Annotated in this window: 11 protein-coding genes; 5 read left to right on the top strand and 6 right to left on the bottom strand. The window is 72.3% G+C overall.

Going from position 1 to position 19593, the window contains the following annotated elements; translation table 11 throughout:
* Window positions 1–10: 10 nt before the first annotated feature.
* The 3 genes from trmB to ABKA17_RS45375 all read right to left on the bottom strand — a co-directional run bounded on the left by trmB (window position 11) and on the right by ABKA17_RS45375 (window position 3948).
* On the bottom strand, window positions 11–859 hold the full coding sequence (trmB, locus tag ABKA17_RS45385; protein WP_353698328.1) for a tRNA (guanosine(46)-N7)-methyltransferase TrmB: 849 nt from the start codon (window positions 857–859) through the stop codon (window positions 11–13).
* A 142-nt stretch (window positions 860–1001) separates the two neighbouring features.
* Window positions 1002–2243, bottom strand: coding sequence for an L-2-hydroxyglutarate dehydrogenase (gene lhgD / locus ABKA17_RS45380; RefSeq protein WP_502994549.1), 1242 nt, complete (start codon window positions 2241–2243; stop codon window positions 1002–1004).
* A 280-nt stretch (window positions 2244–2523) separates the two neighbouring features.
* A complete protein-coding gene (locus ABKA17_RS45375) occupies window positions 2524–3948 on the bottom strand; it encodes an NsdA family TPR-like regulatory protein (RefSeq protein WP_353698327.1) in 1425 nt (474 codons plus the stop codon).
* A 694-nt stretch (window positions 3949–4642) separates the two neighbouring features.
* Here ABKA17_RS45375 and ABKA17_RS45370 point away from each other — a divergent pair.
* Window positions 4643–6736 carry an asparagine synthase-related protein gene (locus ABKA17_RS45370; protein ID WP_353698326.1) on the top strand — a complete coding sequence of 698 codons (2094 nt, stop codon included), beginning with the start codon at window positions 4643–4645 and terminating at the stop codon, window positions 6734–6736.
* Between the two features lie 543 nt (window positions 6737–7279).
* Window positions 7280–10654: an AfsR/SARP family transcriptional regulator gene (locus tag ABKA17_RS45365; protein ID WP_353698325.1), complete on the top strand. Its 3375-nt coding sequence runs from the start codon at window positions 7280–7282 to the stop codon at window positions 10652–10654.
* Here the strand turns inward: ABKA17_RS45365 and ABKA17_RS45360 are convergent.
* Both ABKA17_RS45360 and ABKA17_RS45355 read right to left on the bottom strand, forming a co-directional pair.
* Window positions 10641–12515 carry a sigma-70 family RNA polymerase sigma factor gene (locus tag ABKA17_RS45360; RefSeq protein ID WP_353698324.1) on the bottom strand — a complete coding sequence of 625 codons (1875 nt, stop codon included), beginning with the start codon at window positions 12513–12515 and terminating at the stop codon, window positions 10641–10643. The genes ABKA17_RS45365 and ABKA17_RS45360 overlap by 14 nt on opposite strands.
* A gap of 278 nt (window positions 12516–12793) precedes the next feature.
* A complete protein-coding gene (locus ABKA17_RS45355) occupies window positions 12794–13555 on the bottom strand; it encodes a TetR/AcrR family transcriptional regulator (RefSeq protein WP_353698323.1) in 762 nt (253 codons plus the stop codon).
* Window positions 13556–13934: 379 nt separating this feature from the next.
* On the opposite strand from ABKA17_RS45355, the gene ABKA17_RS45350 reads away from it, so the two are divergent.
* Entirely contained in the window at window positions 13935–15314 is a 1380-nt protein-coding gene (locus ABKA17_RS45350; protein WP_353698392.1) for an NAD(P)/FAD-dependent oxidoreductase, read from the top strand.
* Window positions 15315–15487: 173 nt separating this feature from the next.
* The gene (locus tag ABKA17_RS45345) at window positions 15488–17128 is read left to right on the top strand and encodes an ATP-binding SpoIIE family protein phosphatase (protein ID WP_353698322.1); all 1641 of its coding nucleotides are present in this window, start codon (window positions 15488–15490) and stop codon (window positions 17126–17128) included.
* A 79-nt stretch (window positions 17129–17207) separates the two neighbouring features.
* Here ABKA17_RS45345 and ABKA17_RS45340 read toward each other — a convergent pair whose 3' ends face one another.
* Window positions 17208–18488: an MFS transporter gene (locus ABKA17_RS45340; protein ID WP_353698321.1), complete on the bottom strand. Its 1281-nt coding sequence runs from the start codon at window positions 18486–18488 to the stop codon at window positions 17208–17210.
* A 107-nt stretch (window positions 18489–18595) separates the two neighbouring features.
* On the opposite strand from ABKA17_RS45340, the gene ABKA17_RS45335 reads away from it, so the two are divergent.
* Window positions 18596–19144: a MarR family winged helix-turn-helix transcriptional regulator gene (locus ABKA17_RS45335; protein ID WP_353698320.1), complete on the top strand. Its 549-nt coding sequence runs from the start codon at window positions 18596–18598 to the stop codon at window positions 19142–19144.
* The last annotated feature ends 449 nt before the right edge of the window (window positions 19145–19593 follow it).

Raw genomic sequence — 19593 nt, 5'->3', positions numbered from 1 at the left:
CGAGGTGGTCTCAGGCGCCGGTGGGGGGTTGGTCGTTGTGGGGTTCTTCCCGCTGTACGCGCCGGAACAACAGGTCGTTCACGACATGTCCCTTGTCCAGTCCCTGGCCCTCGAAACGGGTCAGCGGCCGGTAGTCCGGACGCGGCGCGAAACCGCCGTCGGCCTGGGTGTTCTCGAAGTCCGGGTGCGCCGTGAGCACCTCGAGCATCTGTTCGGCGTACGGTTCCCAGTCGGTCGCGCAGTGCACGATCGCCCCCGGCTTCAGCCGGGTCGCCGCGAGCGTCAGGAACTCCGGCTGGATCAGCCGCCGCTTGTGGTGCCGCTTCTTGGGCCAGGGGTCGGGGAAGTAGACGCGCAGCCCGTCGAGCGAGTCCGGGGCGAGCATCTCGCGCAGCAGGATGATGGCGTCGCCGTTGCCGACGCGGACGTTGGTGAGCCCGCTCTGGTCGGCGAGGTTGAGCAGGTTGCCCTGACCGGGGGTGTGGACGTCGACGGCGAGGATGTTGGTCCCCGGGTCGGAGGCCGCCATCCGCACGGTGGCCTCGCCCATGCCGAACCCGATCTCCAGCACGACGGGGTTGTCGTTCCCGAACAGCTCGGCGGGGTCGAGCACCCGCTGCCCGTCGATGTCCAGCCCCCACTTGGGCCACAGCCGCTGCAACGCGTCCGCCTGCCCCGCCGTCACCCGGCTCCGACGCGGCTGGAAACTCCGGATCCGCCGCTCGAAGTGCGACCCGGCGGGATCGGCTTTCGGCCCGTCGGGGAACCGCGGCTCCCCCTTGTCCCGGGTGTGCCGAACGGACACACCGGGGGTGTGGGAGGGCTGGGACGCGTCGGGGGCGTTGTGGGAGTCAGACACAGTGGGGTCGATTTTACGGGGCGATGGGCGCCCTTCGGCCCGTCCGGGGCCGTCCGGGGCCCCCTCTGGGGGAGTTTGCGGACGAGGCCCCAACGAGCCGCACCCCCACACCCCGGCCCTCAAACCCCGGCCCCACACCCGGTCACCCCGCCTCCAGCACCGCCAGCGCCCGCCGAGCCACCTCGCGCCCGATCGGCAGCGAGGCCGTCGCCGCCGGAGAAGGCGCGTTCAGCACATGCACGGTCCGCGGACCCTCCTTGATCAGGAAGTCGTCGACCAGCGTCCCGTCCCGCAGCACCGCCTGCGCCCGCACCCCGGCCGCCGACGGCACCAGATCGTCCTCCCGCACGGCCGGCAGCAGCCTGCGCACCGCGTCCGTGAAGGCGCCCTTGGACACCGACCGCCGCAGCTCACCGGCCCCGTACCGCCAGTGCCGCCGCGCTATCCGCCACGACCCCGGCCAGGCCAGCGTCGCCCCGAGCTCCCGCGGCCGTACGACACCCCACCCGTACCCCTCGCGGGCCAGCGCCGGCACCGCGTTGGGTCCGATGTGCACGCTTCCGTCGATCCCGCGCGTGAGATGCACCCCGAGGAACGGGAACGCCGGATCGGGCACCGGATACACCAGCCCCTTCACCAGCTCGGGCCGCGCGAGCGTGAAGTACTCGCCCCGGAACGGCACGATCCGCATCCCGGGGTCGTCCCCGGTCAGCCGTGCCACCTCGTCACAGTGCAGCCCGGCACAGTTCACCAGCACCCGGGCCCGGACGACGTCTCCCGCGGTCGTCCGGACGGCGACGCCGAGGTCCGGCCGCCGGTCGACGCGCTCGACCCGGGCGCCGTACCGGATCTCCGCCCCCGACGCCTCCGCCAGCTGCCGGGCGACCCCCACGAAGTCGCAGATGCCGGTCGTGCCCACGTGTATGGCCGCGAGACCGCGCACCTCCGGCTCGTACTCCGTGATCTGGGCGGGGCCCATCTCGCGCACCGGAATTCCGTTCTCCCGGCCTCGCTGCACGAGCCCGTGCAGTCGCGGCAGCTCGGAGCGCTCGGTGGCGACGATCAGCTTCCCGGTCACGGCGTGCGCGATCCCGTACTCGGCGCAGAACTTCACCATCTCGGCGGCGCCCTTGACCGCGTACCGGGCCTTCAGCGACCCCGGCCGGTAGTAGATCCCGCTGTGGATCACCCCGCTGTTCCGCCCGGTCTGATGCCGGGCGGGCCCCGCCTCCTTCTCCAGCACGGTCACCCGCGTCCCCGGAACGGCACGCGTGATCGCATACGCCGTCGACAACCCGACGATCCCGCCCCCGACCACGAGCACGTCGCAGTCATAAGCGATCTCCGGCCGCACCTGCACCACCTCCCGCTCTAGATAGTGCACTGCGCCACTGACAATGCCTTCAAACGCGGGGAACGGGAGGAGGTGCCCACGCCCAGGGCCTGTCGTTCGGATCAGCTCGGCCTCGCGGGGTCTGGCACGCACTCCCCCAGAGGGGGCACCCCCAGCCGCGTTGTCGTCGGTCGCCGACGCTCCGCGTCGCCCGCCGCGGCAGCGGCTGATGTCACAGCCTCCTCCGCCTTGCAGCTGCCCGCACCAGACCCCGCTCGGGTCAGCCCCGAAGTGCTGTTTCTCACGGCCGACCTGATCCAAACGACAGACCCTAGGCCGGGGCCATCAGCAGGGGCCGTGCGCGCTCCCGTAGCTCGACCACGCGCGGCTCGTCGCCGTACGGCTCCAGCCGATGGAGAAGGTCCTTCACGTACTCGGTGGTGCGGGCCGACGAAATGCGCCCCGCGACCTCCACCGCCCGTACGCCCTGCTCGCACGCGGCATCGAGGTTGCCCGACTCCAGCTCCGCCACCGCCGACACGACCAGCCGCAGCCCGTGCGAGCGTACGAACTCCTCCGTCGGCTTCGACAGCGCCTGCTCGGTGAACCTGCGCACCTGGCGCGGCGCCTTGAGGTCCCGGTAGCACTCGGCGGCGTCCGCGGCGAAACGGTCGTAGGAGTAGAAGCCCAGCCACGACGGATCCTGGTCCCCGTCCCGGGACCGCTCCAGCCATCCCTCGGCCGCCTTCAGCGCAGCCCCGGCCGCCTGCGCGTCACCCGCGCGGGCGTGCGCGCGTGCCTCGACGAGCCGGAAGAAGCTCATCGTGCGGGCCGTGGCCAGACCACGGTTGCGCTCCAGCGCGGCCTGGGCGAGGTCGACACCCTCGTCGCCGAAGCCTCGGTAGGTCGCCTGCAAGGACATCGACGCCAGCACGTACCCACCGAGGGGTACGTCGGCGGCCGCGCGGGCCAGTCGCAACGCCTGGATGTAGTACCTCTGCGCGGCCTCCTGCTGACCGGTGTCGAAGGCCATCCAGCCCGCGAGACGCGTCAGCTCGGCGGAGGCGCCGAACAGGGCCCGGCCCACCTCATCGGAGTACGAGCCGAGCAGCAGCGGAGCCGCCTCCACCCGTAAGCACTCCGGCACCATGGACGAACGCCAGTCGCCGCCTCCGTACTTGGAGTCCCAGCGCCTGGCGTCCTCGGCGGCCTCCCGCAGCTTCTGCACATCGCTGTGGCCGACTTTGAGCGGTCCGCCGGAACCCTCCGCGGAGTTCACCTCACGCGCGACCGAGCTGTCGGCCGGGGTTATCAGCCACCGTGAGGCGGGCGTTGCGTATGCGCTCACTGCGAACGACCCGGCGAGCGACTGCCAGATGCCGCCGGTGCCGGCGCGGCGCCCGGCGAGGTCCAGCCGGTACAGCTCGGTCGCCGAGCGGACGGCCTGACCGACGTCCCTGGGGAAGGCGAGGCCCACTTCGGGTGCGGGATCCGCGTCCGCCAGACCGATCTCGTGGAGCGGTACCGGGCGGCCGAGCTTCTGGCCGATGGCGGCCGCGATGAGGTGCGGCGCGGCGCCCTGCGGCACCATGCCCTTCGACACCCAGCGCGCCACCGACGTCTTGTCGTAGCGAAGAGTCAACCCGCGTTGAGCGCCAAGATCGTTGACGCGACGCGCGAGTCCTGCGTTGCTGATTCCCGCGAGGGCGAGAACGGCGCCGAGTTTTTCGTTCGGCCCGCGTTGCTCCCTGGACATGCGCCACCCCTCGACACAGACGGCTGCCGCGCTGGCATAACCACGCGGCATTCGTAAACCCAGCGTAGTTCGCCGCATCCCAAGCGTTAAGAGGCATTGTTCCGGATGGCGGGATTGTGGTCCGTACGCACGTACGGGCTCCCATACGTACCGTTGCGTCGTGCTCCCGCTGTGTGGCCGTGCGCCTGTGTGTGCGCTCTTCTCCGGCCATCGGGGGAGCGGTTCCATGGATCGTGCGTGGGTCGGCCCGCTGTACTGGATCCAGTGGGCTGGGGGATTCCGCCACCTACATCCCCGCGGGTGGCGGAACGGTCCGGGGGGCGAACTCCGTTCCCCGGACTGCGCGTTGCCGATGCGGTGCGCAGAGCCTGTACGGAGCGTGCGCGAGCCTGTCCCCGCTCCGCCAACTTGGCCGAAAACCGACCCCGCATCTCCTGGGCAATTACCGCTCCCACCATGGAAATTGACGGCGCGAAGGGCGTTCTGGGGGAGCGTATCGGGGGCGCATTCGCGTCGCAGGCCCCCTGCCCTGTACGGGCGTTCGCTTCCGTACCGTCTCGCCCCGGACACGCGCGCGACGGCGCATTCCCCGGAGCACAAGCGGCTCCACCGCCTCTCCGGTGCGCCTCCTTCATGGCAGCATGGTGAACCGTTCGTGCGGTGCACTGGTGGTCCACAGCCTGTGGAGGCGTCGATGCGGTGGTTGGTGGGGTGGAGCAGCACCGCAGCGGGAGCAGCCGAGATCGGCTCCGCGGGGGCGACCGGCGGCGACGGCGAGACCGTGCACCCGGTGGGTTCCCAACTCCTTTGGGGAGACCCCGATCCGCTGTGGGCGGTCGGTGACTGGCGTCCCGACGAGGTACGGGTGGTCAAGGCCGACGCGCAGAACCGGATCGCCGTCCTGGGCACCTGCGGGGCGACGGACGAACAACTGAGAGTCGGCCTCTTCGCCGCGCGCGGAGGCGCCCTTCGGCATCTGACGGCCTGGCCCGGCAGCTACACGGCCGTCGTCCAGGTGGGCCGCCGCATCACCGTCTGCGGCGATCTCGCGGGCGCCCGCCCGGTGTTCTACACCCCCTGGGCCGGCGGCACGGCCTACGCCACCGCCGCCCTCCCGCTGGCCGACCTCATCGAGGCCAACCTCGACTTCGGACACCTGGCGGCCCTCCTGGCGGCCCCCGACGTCCCGGCCGCGCTCCACGACTCCACCCCGTACGACGGCGTGCGCCGCATTCCGCCGGGGCACGCGCTGATCCTGCGCAACGGAGCACGCGAGATCGCCGGGTACGAGGCGGTCGCCTCCCTCGCGGTGGCGGCGCCCTCGGCCGACCCGGACAGCGCGGTGGACGCCGTACGGGACGCGCTGGTGGAAGCGGTACGCGCGCGTCTGTCGGCGCCCCGGCACGTTCCCGGCGCGGACATCGACCCGGGGCCGGTCCCGGGCATGGGTCCCGCCGAACGGCGTGCCGCGCGCGGGACGCCGGTTCCGGGGATCGGGGCGGATCTGTCGGGCGGCCCCGCGTCGGGCACCCTCGCGCTGCTGGCGGCGGGCCTGCCGGGGATGCCGGGCACGGTCCTCGGGCACGGCACGGGCGCCGGCGAGCGGCTGCTGGCGGTCACCTTCAACGACCTGGCCGTCCGCGGCCGGGAGGCCGAGGTGGAACGGGCGGGATCGCTCGCGGCCAACCCGCGCCTGCACCACGTGGTGGTGGCCGGCGGCGAGGAGACACTGCCGTACGCCGATCTGGACGGCCCGCTGACGGACGAGCCGGGCCCCTCCCTGGTGACGGCCGCCCGGCACCGGGCGCGCCTGGCGGCGGGCAGCGCGGACCACTTCACGGGATACGGCGCCCGCCAGGTCCTGGACGCGCACCCGGCCCGCCTGGCCGACCTCCTGATGGACCGCAAGCGCCGCCACCTGGTCCGTCCGGTCGCCGCGCTGGCGAAGGCGGACGGCTCGGTGATGGTCCCCGCGCGCGTGTACGGAGCGGCACGCCGCCTCGCCCGCACGCCCTACCGGACCGGCCTGGAAGTCCTCGCCGACCGGCTCATGGACCGCCGCTTCGACGAGCCGGGCGGTGCCGTGGGCGCTTCGCTGGCCGCCCTCGCCTGGGCCAGACCCGGCCCCGCGGCGCGCTGGCTGACCGGCGAGGCGCTGGCTGAAGTATCGGTTCGCCTCCAGGGCGCGACGAGCCGCTCCTCGGTCGGTCCGGGCCAACGCCCCGGCGACTACCGCGCGCGGGCGGCCCTGGCGAGGACCGCCGCGGACGTGCGCATCCTGGAACAGGCCGCCGAGGTCCGCTTCCAGCGCCTGCACGCCCCGTTCCTCGACAACCAGGTCGTCCGGGCCTGCCGGGCCCTCCCGGAGGCGCTCCGGGTCCAGCCGGGCGCCAGGGCGGCGATCCTCCGCACGGTCCTGCAGGGCGCGGGCGTCGCCGACCTCCCCCCGGGCTGGGGCGCCCCCTCCCACGCCTCGGCCGCGGTGGCCGCCCGCACGGGCCTGCGCGTGGCCGCGGACTCCCTGATGTCCCTCTTCGGCACGCCCCTCCTCGCGGAGGCGGGCCTGGTGGAGGCCCGAGTGGTCCGCAAGGCCCTCCGCGCGGCCGCGGAAGGCGAACCCCTCCCCCTGGACGGCCTCGCCGACCTCGTCTCCCTAGAACTCTGGCTCCGCCGCCTCCTCTCCCGCCGAGGCACCTGCTGGACCGGCACCCCGGCCCGCGCGCGTGCGGTACCGGCGGGGATCACGCCGCAGAGGGGGGCGCTGGGGGCGGGGGCGCGGAGGGGGTAGGGGGCCGCACTTCATTTTCCAACGCCGGACCGTGTCGTGTTTGTGTTTCTCAGCCCGTCCGGCGTTTGAGGCCGGGGCCTTGCCGTCCCGATCCCCCACCCACCCAGGAGGGGGCTGCGCATCTATAGGCCGGCCCAGGCAATCTCAGCCCGTCCGGCGTTTGAGGACGAGGTCTTGCCGTCCCGATCCCCCACCCACCCGGGAGGGGCTGCGCCTTTCGACGCCGGACCGTGTCGTGTTTTGCAGCCTGTCCGGCGTTTGAGGACAAGGCCCTTTCAGGGCCGTCGGGGGTCCAGGGGGCGGAGCCCCCTGGAGGGCGGGGTCGAAGGGGCGGCAGCCCCTGGTGGATGGGAACGGGTAGGGGCGGCGGGGGCGAGAAAAACCCGTCGCGCACCCCCACGACGCCGCACCCGCCCACCCCGCTCCCGCCCACCCCGCACCCACCCACCGCCCTCACCCCCGCACCGCCCCTCACCCCGCCCCCACACACGCCACGCCCCCAAAACCCGCACCCCCCCCAGCCACCCCGGCGACAATGACCCGGTGCGGTACAGAATCCTGGGCATCACCCAGGCGGAGGACGACCAGGGCACCCCCATACCCCTCACCGGCCCCCGCCTCCGAGCCCTGCTCACCGCCCTGGCCCTCCGCCCAGGGACCGTCACCGCCCCCCACACCCTGATCGACGACGTCTGGGACGGCGCCCCGCCCCAGGACGCCCCGGCCGCCCTCCAGGCCCTCGTCGGCCGCCTCCGCCGCACCCTCGGCAAGGAGGCGATCACCTCCACAGCCGGCGGCTACCGCCTCACCGCGACCCGCGACGACGTGGACCTCTTCGTCTTCGAACGCCTCACCCACGAGGGCACCGAAGCCCTCCACCGAGGCGACCCCCGCACCGCCGCCCACACCCTGGACGAGGCCCTCGCCCTGTGGCGCGGCCCCGCCCTCGCCGACCTCCCCGACCGCACCCCCGCGACCCGCCTCGAGTCCCGACGCCTGGAGGCGACCCGCACCCGAGCCGAGGCCGCGCTGCGACTCGGCCGCGCCCAGGACGTCGTACCGGAGCTGACGGAACTGACCGCGGCCCGCCCGTACGACGAACCGCTGCACGCCCTCCTCATCCGCGCCCTGCGCGACACCGGCCGCAACGCCGACGCACTCGCCGCGTACGAGTCGGCCCGCCGCACTCTGTCGGACGGCCTCGGCACGGACCCGGGCCCGCAACTCCAGTCCCTGCACGCCGAACTGCTCAGCCCGACGCCGGCCCCGACGCCCGCCCCGGCACCCACCCCGCCCCCCACACCGACGCCCGCCCCGCCCTCCACGCCGCCCCACCCAAACCCCGCACACCCACACCCCCGCACCCCGCGCCCCGGCAACCTCCGTCCGCGCCTTACCTCTTTCGTGGGGCGGGAACCCGAGCTCGACGCCATCCGTTCCGAATTGCACAGGGCCCGCCTGGTCACCCTCACCGGACCGGGCGGCTCGGGGAAGACCCGTCTCGCCGAGGAGGCCGCCGCCGGGCGGCCGGAGGCGTGGCTCGTCGAGCTGGCGCCGCTCGACCGGCCGGAGGCGGTGCCAGGGGCGGTGGTCAGCGCGCTCGGTCTGCGGGAGACCAAGCTGATCACCACCGAGCTGACGGACCGGCAGGACGACCCGCTCGCCCTGCTCGTCGAGTACTGCGCCGCGCGCAGCCAACTCCTGATCCTTGACAACTGCGAACATGTCATCGAAGCGGCGGCCCACCTCGCCGAAACCCTCCTCACCCGCTCCCCGGGCCTCACGATCCTCGCCACCAGCCGTGAACCCCTGGGCGTCCCCGGCGAGACCGTGCGCCCGGTCGAGCCCCTCCTCCCCGACCAGGCGCACCGGCTCTTCACCGAGCGCGCGACGGCGGTCCGCCCCGACGCGGACGTCGTCCTCCGCGACACCGAGGCCGTCACCGAGATCTGCCGCCGCCTCGACGGACTGCCGCTCGCCATCGAACTGGCGGCGGCGCGGCTGCGCCTGCTCACCCCGCGCCAGATCGCCGACCGCCTCGACGACCGCTTCCGCCTGCTCACCTCCGGCAGCCGCACGGTCCTGCCCCGCCAGCAGACCCTGCGCGCGGTCGTCGACTGGTCCTGGGACCTGCTCGACGAGCGGGAGCGGACGGTGCTGATCGAGGTGGCCGTGTTCGCGGGCGGCTGGGACCTCGCCGCCGCGGAGGCCGTGTGCACCGGTCCCGCCGCCGAGCTGATCGGGGCGCTCGTCGACAAGTCCCTGATCGTCGCCGCCCCGTGCGAGCGGTCCGGCGGCGACTCCATGCGCTACCGCATGCTGGAGACGATCCACGAGTACGCCGTCGAACGCGCCGAAGAGGCCCCCCACGCGCGCGTCACCGCCGAGGTCCGCCACCGTGCCTGGGCGCGCGCCCTGGCCGAGGAGGCCGAGCCCGAACTGCGCTCCGCCGGTCAACTCCCGTGGATCTCCCGCCTGGAGACGGAGCTGGACAACATCCGCGCTGCCCTCCACCGCGCGGTCGAGGCCGGTGCGGAGGGGGAGGCCGGCGCCCTGGCCGTCGCCATGACCTGGTTCTGGTGGCTGCGGAACTACCGCAGGGAGGGCGCGGACTGGACCGACCAGGTGCTGCGGCTGGGAGCGGCCCTGGACGCGGCCGGGGGCGCTCTCCCGGCGGAGTGGGACGCGCGGTGCTCCCTGATGACGTCCATGGACCCCGTCGACACCTTCCTCGCCGAACCCGAGGGTGAGAGCAGCCATCCGTTGCACGCCCTGCGGATGGACCTGAGGATGCTGCATCTCTTCCTCATGGCCGAGGTCGAGCCGCCGCTGGACGGCCGGGACGAGCGGATGCGCCGGTATGTCGACCGGATCCGGGGCCACTTCGGCGCCGGCGGACCACAGGCGGCCCGGCTGCCGGGTCTGGCCTGGCCGGTGACGGTCTTCCTGCCCCCGGGCCCGGTGGACGACGCCCGGCCGGTTTTGGAGCGGGCGGTCGCCAACTGCCGTGCCCACGGCGGCGACTGGGAGGTCGGCATCCTGCTGATGTTCCGCGCGCACCTGGTGGTCGACTCCCCGGGCGGTATGCCCGGCATCGACGGCGACCTGGCGGAACTGCGGGTACTGAGCCGACGGGTCGGCGACCGCTGGCTGCGGGCCCAGGTGTGCAGCGCCGCGGGCGAGGCGGCCATGGCGCGCGGCCGCTTCGACGAGGCCAAGGGGGAGTACGAGGAGGCTCTGCGGCTCGCCCACGAGGTGGGTGCCCACACCGAGAAGCCGTTCCTCCTCGCCCGGCTCGCCGAGATCGCCTACCGCGCGGGCGACCGTACGGTGGCCCTGGCCACGCTGGACGAGGCGAGCGCCACCGCCGACCGGTACGCCGTGGCGGACTCCCGGGCGTTCGTGCTGCTCCAGCGCGCCCAGATCGCGCTGGACGAGAAGGACGTGGAGTACGCGCGCGACCTGTACGAAGGGGCCCGCGAGGCCATTGGACAGGCCACACCGCCACCGCAGTTCAGGGTGCTGCTGCTGGCGGTCGACGCCATGGTGTCGGCGGCTGTGACCGGCCCCGGGACCGCCCTGCCCAAGCTGACGGAGGCCCTGCGCACGGCGATCGAGACGCGCTGCTCCGACGCGCTCAAGGCGGAACTGGCCGACGGTACGGCGGTCCTGGCGGCCCGGCTCGGCGACCATCCACGCGCCGCCCGCCTGCTCGCCGCCGGTGACCGCTGGCGCGGCGGCCACCCGCGCCCCCGCGCGGGGTTCGCCGACGTCGAACGGGCCGAGGCCGAGACCCGCGCGGCCCTCGGCACCGAACGGCACACGGCGGAGTACGCCCAGGGCTCGGCCCTCACCCCGGACGACGTTCTCGGCGAACTCGCCGAGGCCCAGCGCGCCTACTCCGCTACGAACACCTGAACTTCGACTCCGCCCAGTCCGCGAGCATGAGGTCGTCGTAGGGGCTGTGCGGCTCCACCACCAGCCGTACGGTCTCGCGCCCGGCGAGGTTCACATGCACCGGCACCGCCGCGTCCCCGCCCTCGACCAGCCCGGACTTCCACAGCCGGACCCCGTCCGCGTAGACGGAGAAGTACATCTTGCCGAGCCCCAGCGCCATGTCGTCCACGCCGACCAGCGCGTCGTAGGCGGTGCACTCGCGGTTGAGGTCGATGGTGACGGAGGAGCGGCCGTGAACGGTGACGCCGTGCTCGTAACGCGTGCCGCCGACCGAGACGCCGTACCGCTGCCACACCCAGCTGCTCTCGCCGATCCGCATCTCGGGCTCGGTGCCGTCGCCGTTGACGTCGTAGACCAGCTCGCTCCACTGGTAGACGGCCGGCGCGGGCGGGGGAGGCGGGGTGGGCGCGGGCGTGGGGGTCGGCTTGGGCTTCGGCTTCGGGGCCGGCGTCGGAGTAGGGGTGGGCGTGGGGGTCGGCTTGGGTTTCGGCGTCGGCGTGGGGGTGGGCGTCGGGGTCGGGGTGGGGGCGATGACCGGGGGCGCGGCGGCGGGCTCCTTCTTCGGGGGCTTGGGAGAGTTCTCGGCCGGCTTCACCACGGGCGTGGTGGCGGGCGGGTGCGCCTCCGGCTTGTTGTCCACCGGCTTGTCGTTGTTGGCCAGCGCGAGCGCCACCACGACACCCGCCGCGACCATCGCACCGGCCGCGAGACCGATTTTCACCGGCATGCCCACGCCCTCCGAGGCCGCTGCACCACCGCCCGCGCCGGCAGCGCCCGCGACACCCGCCGCCCCCGCGCCCGTGCCGCCGGCGATGAGCGCCGCGACCTTGGCGTACCCGGCGGCACCGAACCAGCCGATGACCGCGACCGGCACCACGGCCGGGATGCTGCTCGCGACCTCCGAGATCTGGGCGGCCGCGAGCCGGCACTTGGCGCACTCCTCCAGATGCTTGCGCAGGCCCCGTTCGGCACGGGTGCGCAGTCGGCCGCGGGCGTAGGTGCCGAGCTGGTCGGCGTAGCGGGCGCACTCCTCGTCGTCGGCGAGGCTGGCGCTGACGTGGGCCTGGAGATAGGCCTGCTTGAGGCCCTCGCGGGCGCGGCTGGCGAGCACGCGCGTGCCGTTGGCGTCGAGCCCGAAGAGCGTGGCGACCTCGCTCGGCGACTCGTCCTCGACCTCGGTGTGCCACAGCACGGCCTGCCAGCGCTCGGGCAGTGACCGGAAGGCCTGCATGGCCATGGACTGCTCGGCCTCGTGCATCGCGCGCACGTCGGCGCCGAGGTCCAGTGTGTCGTCGTCGGACACCTCGGTCATCCGCGCGGACTGCGCGGCGAACACCGCGAAGTCGTCGACCAGTTGCTCCCGTTTCGCCGACTTCGTCCAGTTCGCGGCCACGCGTCGGACGGTCGTCAGGAGATACGCGCGTACGGCGTGCTCGGGGCCGGAGCCGCCGCGTACCGCCTGGAGCATGCGGGCGAACACCTCGGCGGTGAGGTCGTCCGCGGTGTGGGCGTCACGGCAGCAGGTGCGGGCGTAGCGGCGCACGGCGTCCGCGTGGCGGCGGTAGAGCTCCTCGTAGGCGGTGTCGTCGCCGGAGCGCATCCGGCCGATCAGGTCGGCGTCGCCGGGCGGCAGCTCGATCGGTGGGGGCAGGACGCTGTCCTCGCGCCGGTCGCGCTGGGTCGGGACGCCGCCCTCGGCCGGGTCGCCGCCGACCGGCCGACGGCCCGCCCGGCCCCCCTGGCTGGGCACCTGGGGCGACGCCAGGCCACCGGCCTCCGGGTCGCCGTCACCCTGTGACTCGTCCCGCCCGTCAACGCTCATCGCGGAAAGCCCCCGCCGCCTGCCCAACCAGTCACGAACACCGGGTCAGCGTGCCATATTGGCTTTTGGTCAGGACCCGTCAGTGCGGCGCATCCACTCGTCCGTGGGGATTCGCCGCACCGCAGTACTAGCCGTCACCCGTCCGGGGAAGGCTCAACCGACGTGTCTTGAGCAGGAGTTGGGGACGTGCCGGAAAAGCCGGGCATGCGAACGAGGCGCGGGCGGCGCAGCACCCACACCCCGTCGTCACCTGATCGAGGCACCGCGTCAAGCGGCCTTTACGAGGGACGCGACCGCAGGCCCTCCAGCAGGATGTCCAGCAACCGCGCCGAGGCCGCCGCCTGCTGCGCCGCGTCCGGCAGCGAGGGCGCCGCCGTCGCGATCACCAGCAGGACGTCCGACACCGACACATCGGCCCGCAGCTCACCCGCCGCGCGCGCCCGCTCCACGAGCCGGCCCACCACGTCGAGCAGCGCCGCCGCACCCGAGTCGTCCTCGACCCCGTTCCCCGGGTCCTCCGACACCAGCCGCAGCTCACCCGAGCCCGGCTGCGACCGCTGCTGCGGCACTCGCGCCTCGTCGAACCCCGCACCGTCGGCCTCGTCGGCCACCCCGACCCGCAGCACCTGCGGCGGCAGCAGCCGCCCGGCACCCGAGGCCACCGACGTCCGCAGGAAGCGCGACAGCGCCGACCACGGCTCGTCCTCCTGGCCGAGCGCCGCCCGCGCCTGGTCGGTCAGCCGGGAGGTCTCCTCCTCGGCTATCCGCCGCACCAGGACGTCCTTGCTCGGGAAGCGCCGGTACACCGTGCCCACACCGACCCGCGCGCGCCGCGCCACGTCCTCCATCGGCGCGCCGTACCCCAGCTCGCCGAAGACCTCGCGCGCCGCACGCAGTACGTGCTCCAGATTGCGCTGTGCGTCCACACGCAGCGGCGTCGAACGCGAACCGTCGCGCCCGTTCCCCGCCGCCGCGCTCATCGCCCCGCCACCGGGTGCGATGGCAGACGCGGAAGACCAATGAGAGTCCTGAACATGCATAAGCGTTCCCCCGGTAATGACGTCTCCCCCCGGAGACTCTCCCCGCCACTGAAAGCCGGAGCGCACATGGGGAACGAACCCGCGACACGGGCCGCCCGTCGCGAACCCGATGAGTGCATCCCCCTACACCCCGTCGACACACGAACATAGTTGAGAGGGGGTCAATTCAGAAGGGGCAGGTTCCGCACGGAGCGCCCCCCGATCGGAGTACGGGTCGTATACGTCCCGATTGCACCCCCTCAAGACCCCCGGCGCACACCCGTTGACCTGCAAATCTTCCCCGCACGCCGTCGATTCGGCCAACCCGGCGCACGCAAAACGCGCGGTCACACAAATTGTCGGGGCTGTGGACAAACTCAAGCGCCGGGTGCGTCATGGGGTGGTGAAGGAACGCGCGCGCATTCTCGTTGTCGGTGGCGGCTACGTCGGGATGTACACGGCCCTGCGCCTCCAACGGAGGCTGAAACAGGAACTGAGGCGCGGCGACGTGGAGATCACGGTCGTCACCCCCGACCCGTACATGACCTACCAGCCGTTCCTTCCCGAAGCGGCCGCCGGCTCCATCTCCCCCCGCCACGTGGTCGTCCCGCTGCGCCGCGTCCTCGACGCCTGCCATGTCATCGTCGGCGAGGTCACCGCCATCGACCACGCCAAACGCACCGCGACCCTGACCACCCTCGCCACCGAGGAAGAGGGCACCGGCGCGCAGCGCCTCACCTACGACGAACTGGTCCTCGCCCCCGGCTCGGTCTCACGCACGCTCCCCATCCCCGGCCTCGCCGACCACGCCATCGGCTTCAAGACCGTCGAGGAGGCCATCGGACTGCGCAACCACGTCATCGAACAGATGGACATCGCCTCCTCCACCCGCGACCCCGCGATCCGCGACGCGGCCCTGACGTTCGTGTTCGTCGGGGGCGGCTACGCGGGCGTCGAGGCGCTCGGCGAACTCGAGGACATGGCCCGCTACACCACCCGCTACTACCACAACGTCCAGCCCGAGGACATGAAGTGGATCCTCGTGGAGGCCTCCGACCACATCCTCCCCGAGGTCGGCGCCGAACTGGGCCGCTACACCGTCACCGAACTGCGCCGCCGCAACATCGACGTACGCCTGGACACCCGCCTCGAATCCTGCGCCGACCGCGTCGCCGTCCTCAGCGACGGCGCCCGCTTCCCGACCCGTACGGTCGTGTGGACCGCCGGCGTCAAACCCCACCCGATCCTCGCCGCCAGCGACCTCCCGCTCACGGACCGAGGTCGGCTGAAATGCACCCCTCAGCTGACCGTCGAGGGCACCACGCACGCGTGGGCGGCCGGAGACGCCGCCGCGGTACCCGACGTCACGGCCCAGGAACCCGGCAGGGAAACCGCCCCCAACGCCCAGCACGCGGTACGCCAGGCCAAGCTCCTCGGCGACAACATCGCGCACGCGCTACGCGGCGAGGACCTGGAGACGTACTCCCACAAATACGTCGGCTCGGTCGCCTCCCTCGGCCTCCACAAAGGCGTCGCCCACGTCTACGGACGCAAGCTGAAGGGCTACCCTGCCTGGTTCATGCACCGCGCCTACCACCTCAGCAGGGTGCCCACCTTCAACCGCAAGGCCCGCGTCCTGGCCGAATGGACCCTGTCCGGGCTCTTCAAGAGGGAGATCGTCTCGTTGGGTTCCCTCGAACACCCCCGAGCGGAGTTCGAACTCGCGGCCGGTGGAAAGCCTCCTCAGGACCCCTCGAACGACCCGAAGGGGTCGTCCTGACCGGACCGAGGAACTCCACCGGCAAGGTAGGCGTCTGACGGATGTCGACCCGGTCGGTCACACTGCCACACTGATCCCCGACCCAAGGACGGGTGGACGCCCGCCCTCCGCACCCGCGAGGACCCAGGCCGGGTCCGGAGCCGGCCGAAGACGACGACACGAGGCAAGGATTCGTGAACTTCACGCGCTGGAGCGCCCGGCTCCCCGGAACACAGCGCCGCGCAGCAGCGCGGACCGACCACGAGGTCACCCCCGACCGACTCGGGGAGGGCTCCGTACCCGCGGCCCGCGCCGAACAGCTCACCGACGAAGCGCCGCCCGTGCCCGCCGTCGACGAACTCCCCGTACGCGAGGTACTCGACCGCGTGCCGGCCCTCGTCGCCCTCGTCCACGGCCCCGACCACCGCCTCGCCTACGTCAACGACGCCTATGTGACGGCCTTCGGCCTGCGCGACCCCGGCGCACCCGCCCGCGAGGCCCTCCCCGAACTCGACGAGATCGGCCTCCTCCCGCTCCTCGACCAGGTCCTGCGCAGCGGCAAGCCCCGCACGGTCAAGTCCCGCAAGGCCCCCGACGGCCGCTCCTACACCTTCACCTGCACCCCGGTGACGGAAGGCGACACCGGCGGAGTCCTCGTCTTCGCGACGGACGTGACCGACCACGCCGAGGCCGCCGAACGCCTGAGAGCCAGCGAACGCCGCCAGCGCGAAACCGCGGTCACCCTCCAGCGCTCCCTCCTCCCCCAGGTCCTGGAGGAACCCGACGACCTCCGCATCGCCGCCACGTACCAGCCCGGCGGCACCGAGGCCGCGGTCGGCGGCGACTGGTACGACGTCATCACCCTCGGCGGCGGCCGCACCGCCCTCGTCATCGGCGACGTCATGGGCCGAGGCGTCCGCGCGGCAGCGGTCATGGGCCAACTGCGTACGGCGGTCAGGGCGTACGCCCGCCTCGACCTCCCCCCGCACGAGGTGCTCCAGCTCCTCGACGGCCTCGCCACCGAGATCGACGCCAACCAGATCGCCACCTGCGTGTACGCCATCCACGACCCCAACGAGGGCAAGCTGGTGTACGCCTCCGCCGGCCACCTCCCGATCCTGGTCCGCGACGAGAGCGGCACGGTGCTCCGAGCCGACGAACCGACCGGCCCACCCCTGGGCACCGGCGGCTGGATGCACACCTCGGGTTCCATCCCCCTCACCCCCGGCTCCACGGCCGTCCTCTACACGGACGGCCTGGTGGAACGCCGTAACGAGGACCTGGACGAGGGCATCGAGGCGCTTCAGCGGGCATTGTCCGGCGCGACCGGCACACCCCAGGTCGTCTGCGACCGACTGGTCCGCTCGGCCGGCGTCACCGCCGACCACGACGACGACGTGGCGGTCCTCGTCCTCCAGCACCCCGCCCGCACCGGCCCGGACAGCGACCTCTTCCGCAACGCCGCGCTGGAGCTCCTCGGCGGCATCGAGGCGGCCCCACGCGCGCGTGCGTTCGCCTCCGGCGTGCTCACCAGCTGGCGGTTCCCGGCGGAGCTGCACGACCTCGGCGTGCTGGCGGCGAGCGAGCTGGTCGCGAACTCGTTGCAGCACGGGACACCACCGATGCGGCTGCGGCTGCGCCGGACGGACCGACGGCTGATCATCGAGGTCACGGACGGAGACGACCACCTGCCGCGCCGCCGCCGCGCCGAACCCGGAGACGAGTCCGGCCGCGGCATCGCCATCGTGGCGACCATCGCTTCCAACTGGGGGTCGCGTCGGACACCCGGGGGCGGGAAGGCCGTCTGGTGCGAGTTCGTGCTGCCCAAGGGGTAGGGGCCTGGGGCACGTGGGCGACTGCGGGTCCGACGTAGCTGATCGCGCAGTTCCCCGCGCCCCCAAAGGGGTGCCCCGTTTACGCGGCGACGGACTCCACCGGTACTCCACCCTTCGCCACCACTCGGCTCCTCGCGCGCCACGGGTGGTCCTGTACGGCGGTGAGCTGCCGTCCGAGCCTCAGGGCCAGGAACGTGATGCCGATCGAGAACAGGAAGAACGTCACGATGTACGGCCCGTGCAGCGCGGCGCCCATCGGGCCGCCCACCGCCGGACCCACGGCCAGGGCGAGCTGCTTCACCAGGGCGAACGCCGAGTTGTACTGACCGGCCATCCCGCTCGGTGCCAGGTCGGCGACCAGCGGGGCGACGGTCGGCGACAGCATCGCCTCACCGAGCCCGAAGAGGGCGTACGTGGAGACGAAGGCGGCCGTGGCCATCTCCTGGCTGCCGTGGCCGAGGCCCGCGTAACCGGCGACGACCCAGGCGAACGCCCAGATGACACCGACCGCCGCGATGACCCTGGACCGCCGGCGCCGCTCCACGAACCTCAGTACGGCGAACTGCGCCACGACGATCATCGCGGTGTTGGCGGCCAGCGCCGTCCCCAGCGCGGAGGTGGAGATCCCGGCGGCCTCGACCCCGTACGCGGCCAGACCCGACTCGAACTGGCCGTAGCAGGCGAAGAACAGTACGAAGCCCAAGACGGACAGCTGCACCATGGCCCGGTTGCCCAGCAGCTGCTTCCAGCTGCCCTTCGTCGAACCGGCCGGCGCATCCCCGACCTGCGGGGAGTGCGGCATCCGTACGGTCACCATCACGACGGCCAGCAGCAGGAACATCGCCGCCTCGATCGCGAAGAGGACGGTGAAAGAGGAGACCTTCGTCGTGTCGACGAGGTGACCACCGATGAGACCGCCGACGCCCAGCCCGAGGTTCTGCAGGAAGAACTGCATCGCGAAGGCACGCGAGCGGGTCTCGGACGTGGAGCAGTCCACGATCATCGTGGCGAGCGCCGGCTGCATCACTGCCTGCCCGGCGCCGAGCGCGGCCGCCGACAGCAGCACGGTGGGCGCATTGCTCGCGAGCCCCAGGCTCAGCGCACCGATCGCGGCGGTGACCAGGGCGACGAGCAACACCGGAAGCGGGCCCCGCCGCACGATCGCTCGACCGGCGAACGGCAGCACGATCAGCGCGGCCACGGCGAAGACGGCGAGGACGAGCCCCGCCGTCATGGCTCCCAGTCCCCGTACCTGCGCCACATAGACGTACAGGTAGGGGACGGTGAAGCCGAGCCCGAACGCGCTGAGTGCGTTACCCACGTGGATCCGGCGCATCGCTGCGCCCATCTGCCTGGTCACGTTCACCTCTCTCACTAGTTAGGAGTGAAGACTTCAAAGCTAAAGTTCGAAGCTAAAGAGTACAGAATGAAGGACTTAGAGGCAAAGTGACGTGGGATACTGCCGTCATGGCCGAGACTCCTGGCATCCCCGAGCCCACGCTCGACGAGCAGATCGCCGCCTACCAGCGCGAGTTCCAGGACCTCGATCCCCAGGTCGAGAAGATCGTCTCGGCGCTGTCCCGACTGAACCGCCGTATGAACGTCGCCTACGGCCGTCAGACCTCCGCCCTCGGCATCAGCAACGCGGAGTGGGAGGTCCTCAAGGCCCTCGTGCTCTCCGGCGCCCCCTATCGGATGGGCCCCAGCGACATCGCCAAGCGCCTTGGCCTGACGCCGGCCGCGATGACGCACCGCATCGACCGGATGGTCGCGGAGGGACTGGTCTTCCGGGAGCGGGACGAGAGCAACCGCGTCCGGGTCATCGTGGAGCTAACTGACGAGGGTCGCGAGAAGTGGCTGGAGGCCATGCGCCTCGCCAGCGTCTTCGAGGAGGACCTCCTCCAGGACCTCTCCGCCGAGGAGCGGACCAGCCTCGGCGACGTCCTCACCCGTCTTCTGCGTCGCGTGGAGCACGCGCAGCCGGACGCCGGTGGCCGCCTCACTGACCTGGACTGACACGTCACCCGAAAAGATCTTGACAGGGGTGCTTGACACGCCCCCTCGGCGGTCCGTAGAGTTCTTCGGGTTGCCGCAGAGCCGTAACGGTTCTTCGACAACACCTCCCGCCGCATCAGCGGCACACAAACCATCAGCACGACCTCCCAACGGGATTGAATTCGGCGTGCCCGAATTCAATTCGATTTGGGTTCGGCAGCTCGATTAGGAACTGCCGAGAGGATCCGCTAAGGTTTGAGACGTCGGAACGGCCCAACAGCCGGGAAGACAAACCCCGCTGACTGGGAGTCAGGCCCGAAAGGATCTGATAGAGTCGGAACCGCCGGAAAGGGAAACGCGAAAGCGAGAACCTGGAAAGCACCGAGGAAATCGGAACCGGAAACGGTCTGATAGAGTCGGAAACGCAAGACCGAAGGGAAAAGCCCGGAGGAAAGCCCGAGAGGGTGAGT

This window comes from Streptomyces sp. RG80, assembly GCF_040446465.1.
Taxonomy (GTDB): Bacteria; Actinomycetota; Actinomycetes; order Streptomycetales; family Streptomycetaceae; genus Streptomyces.
This window is presented reverse-complemented; position numbering and strand designations above follow the sequence as displayed.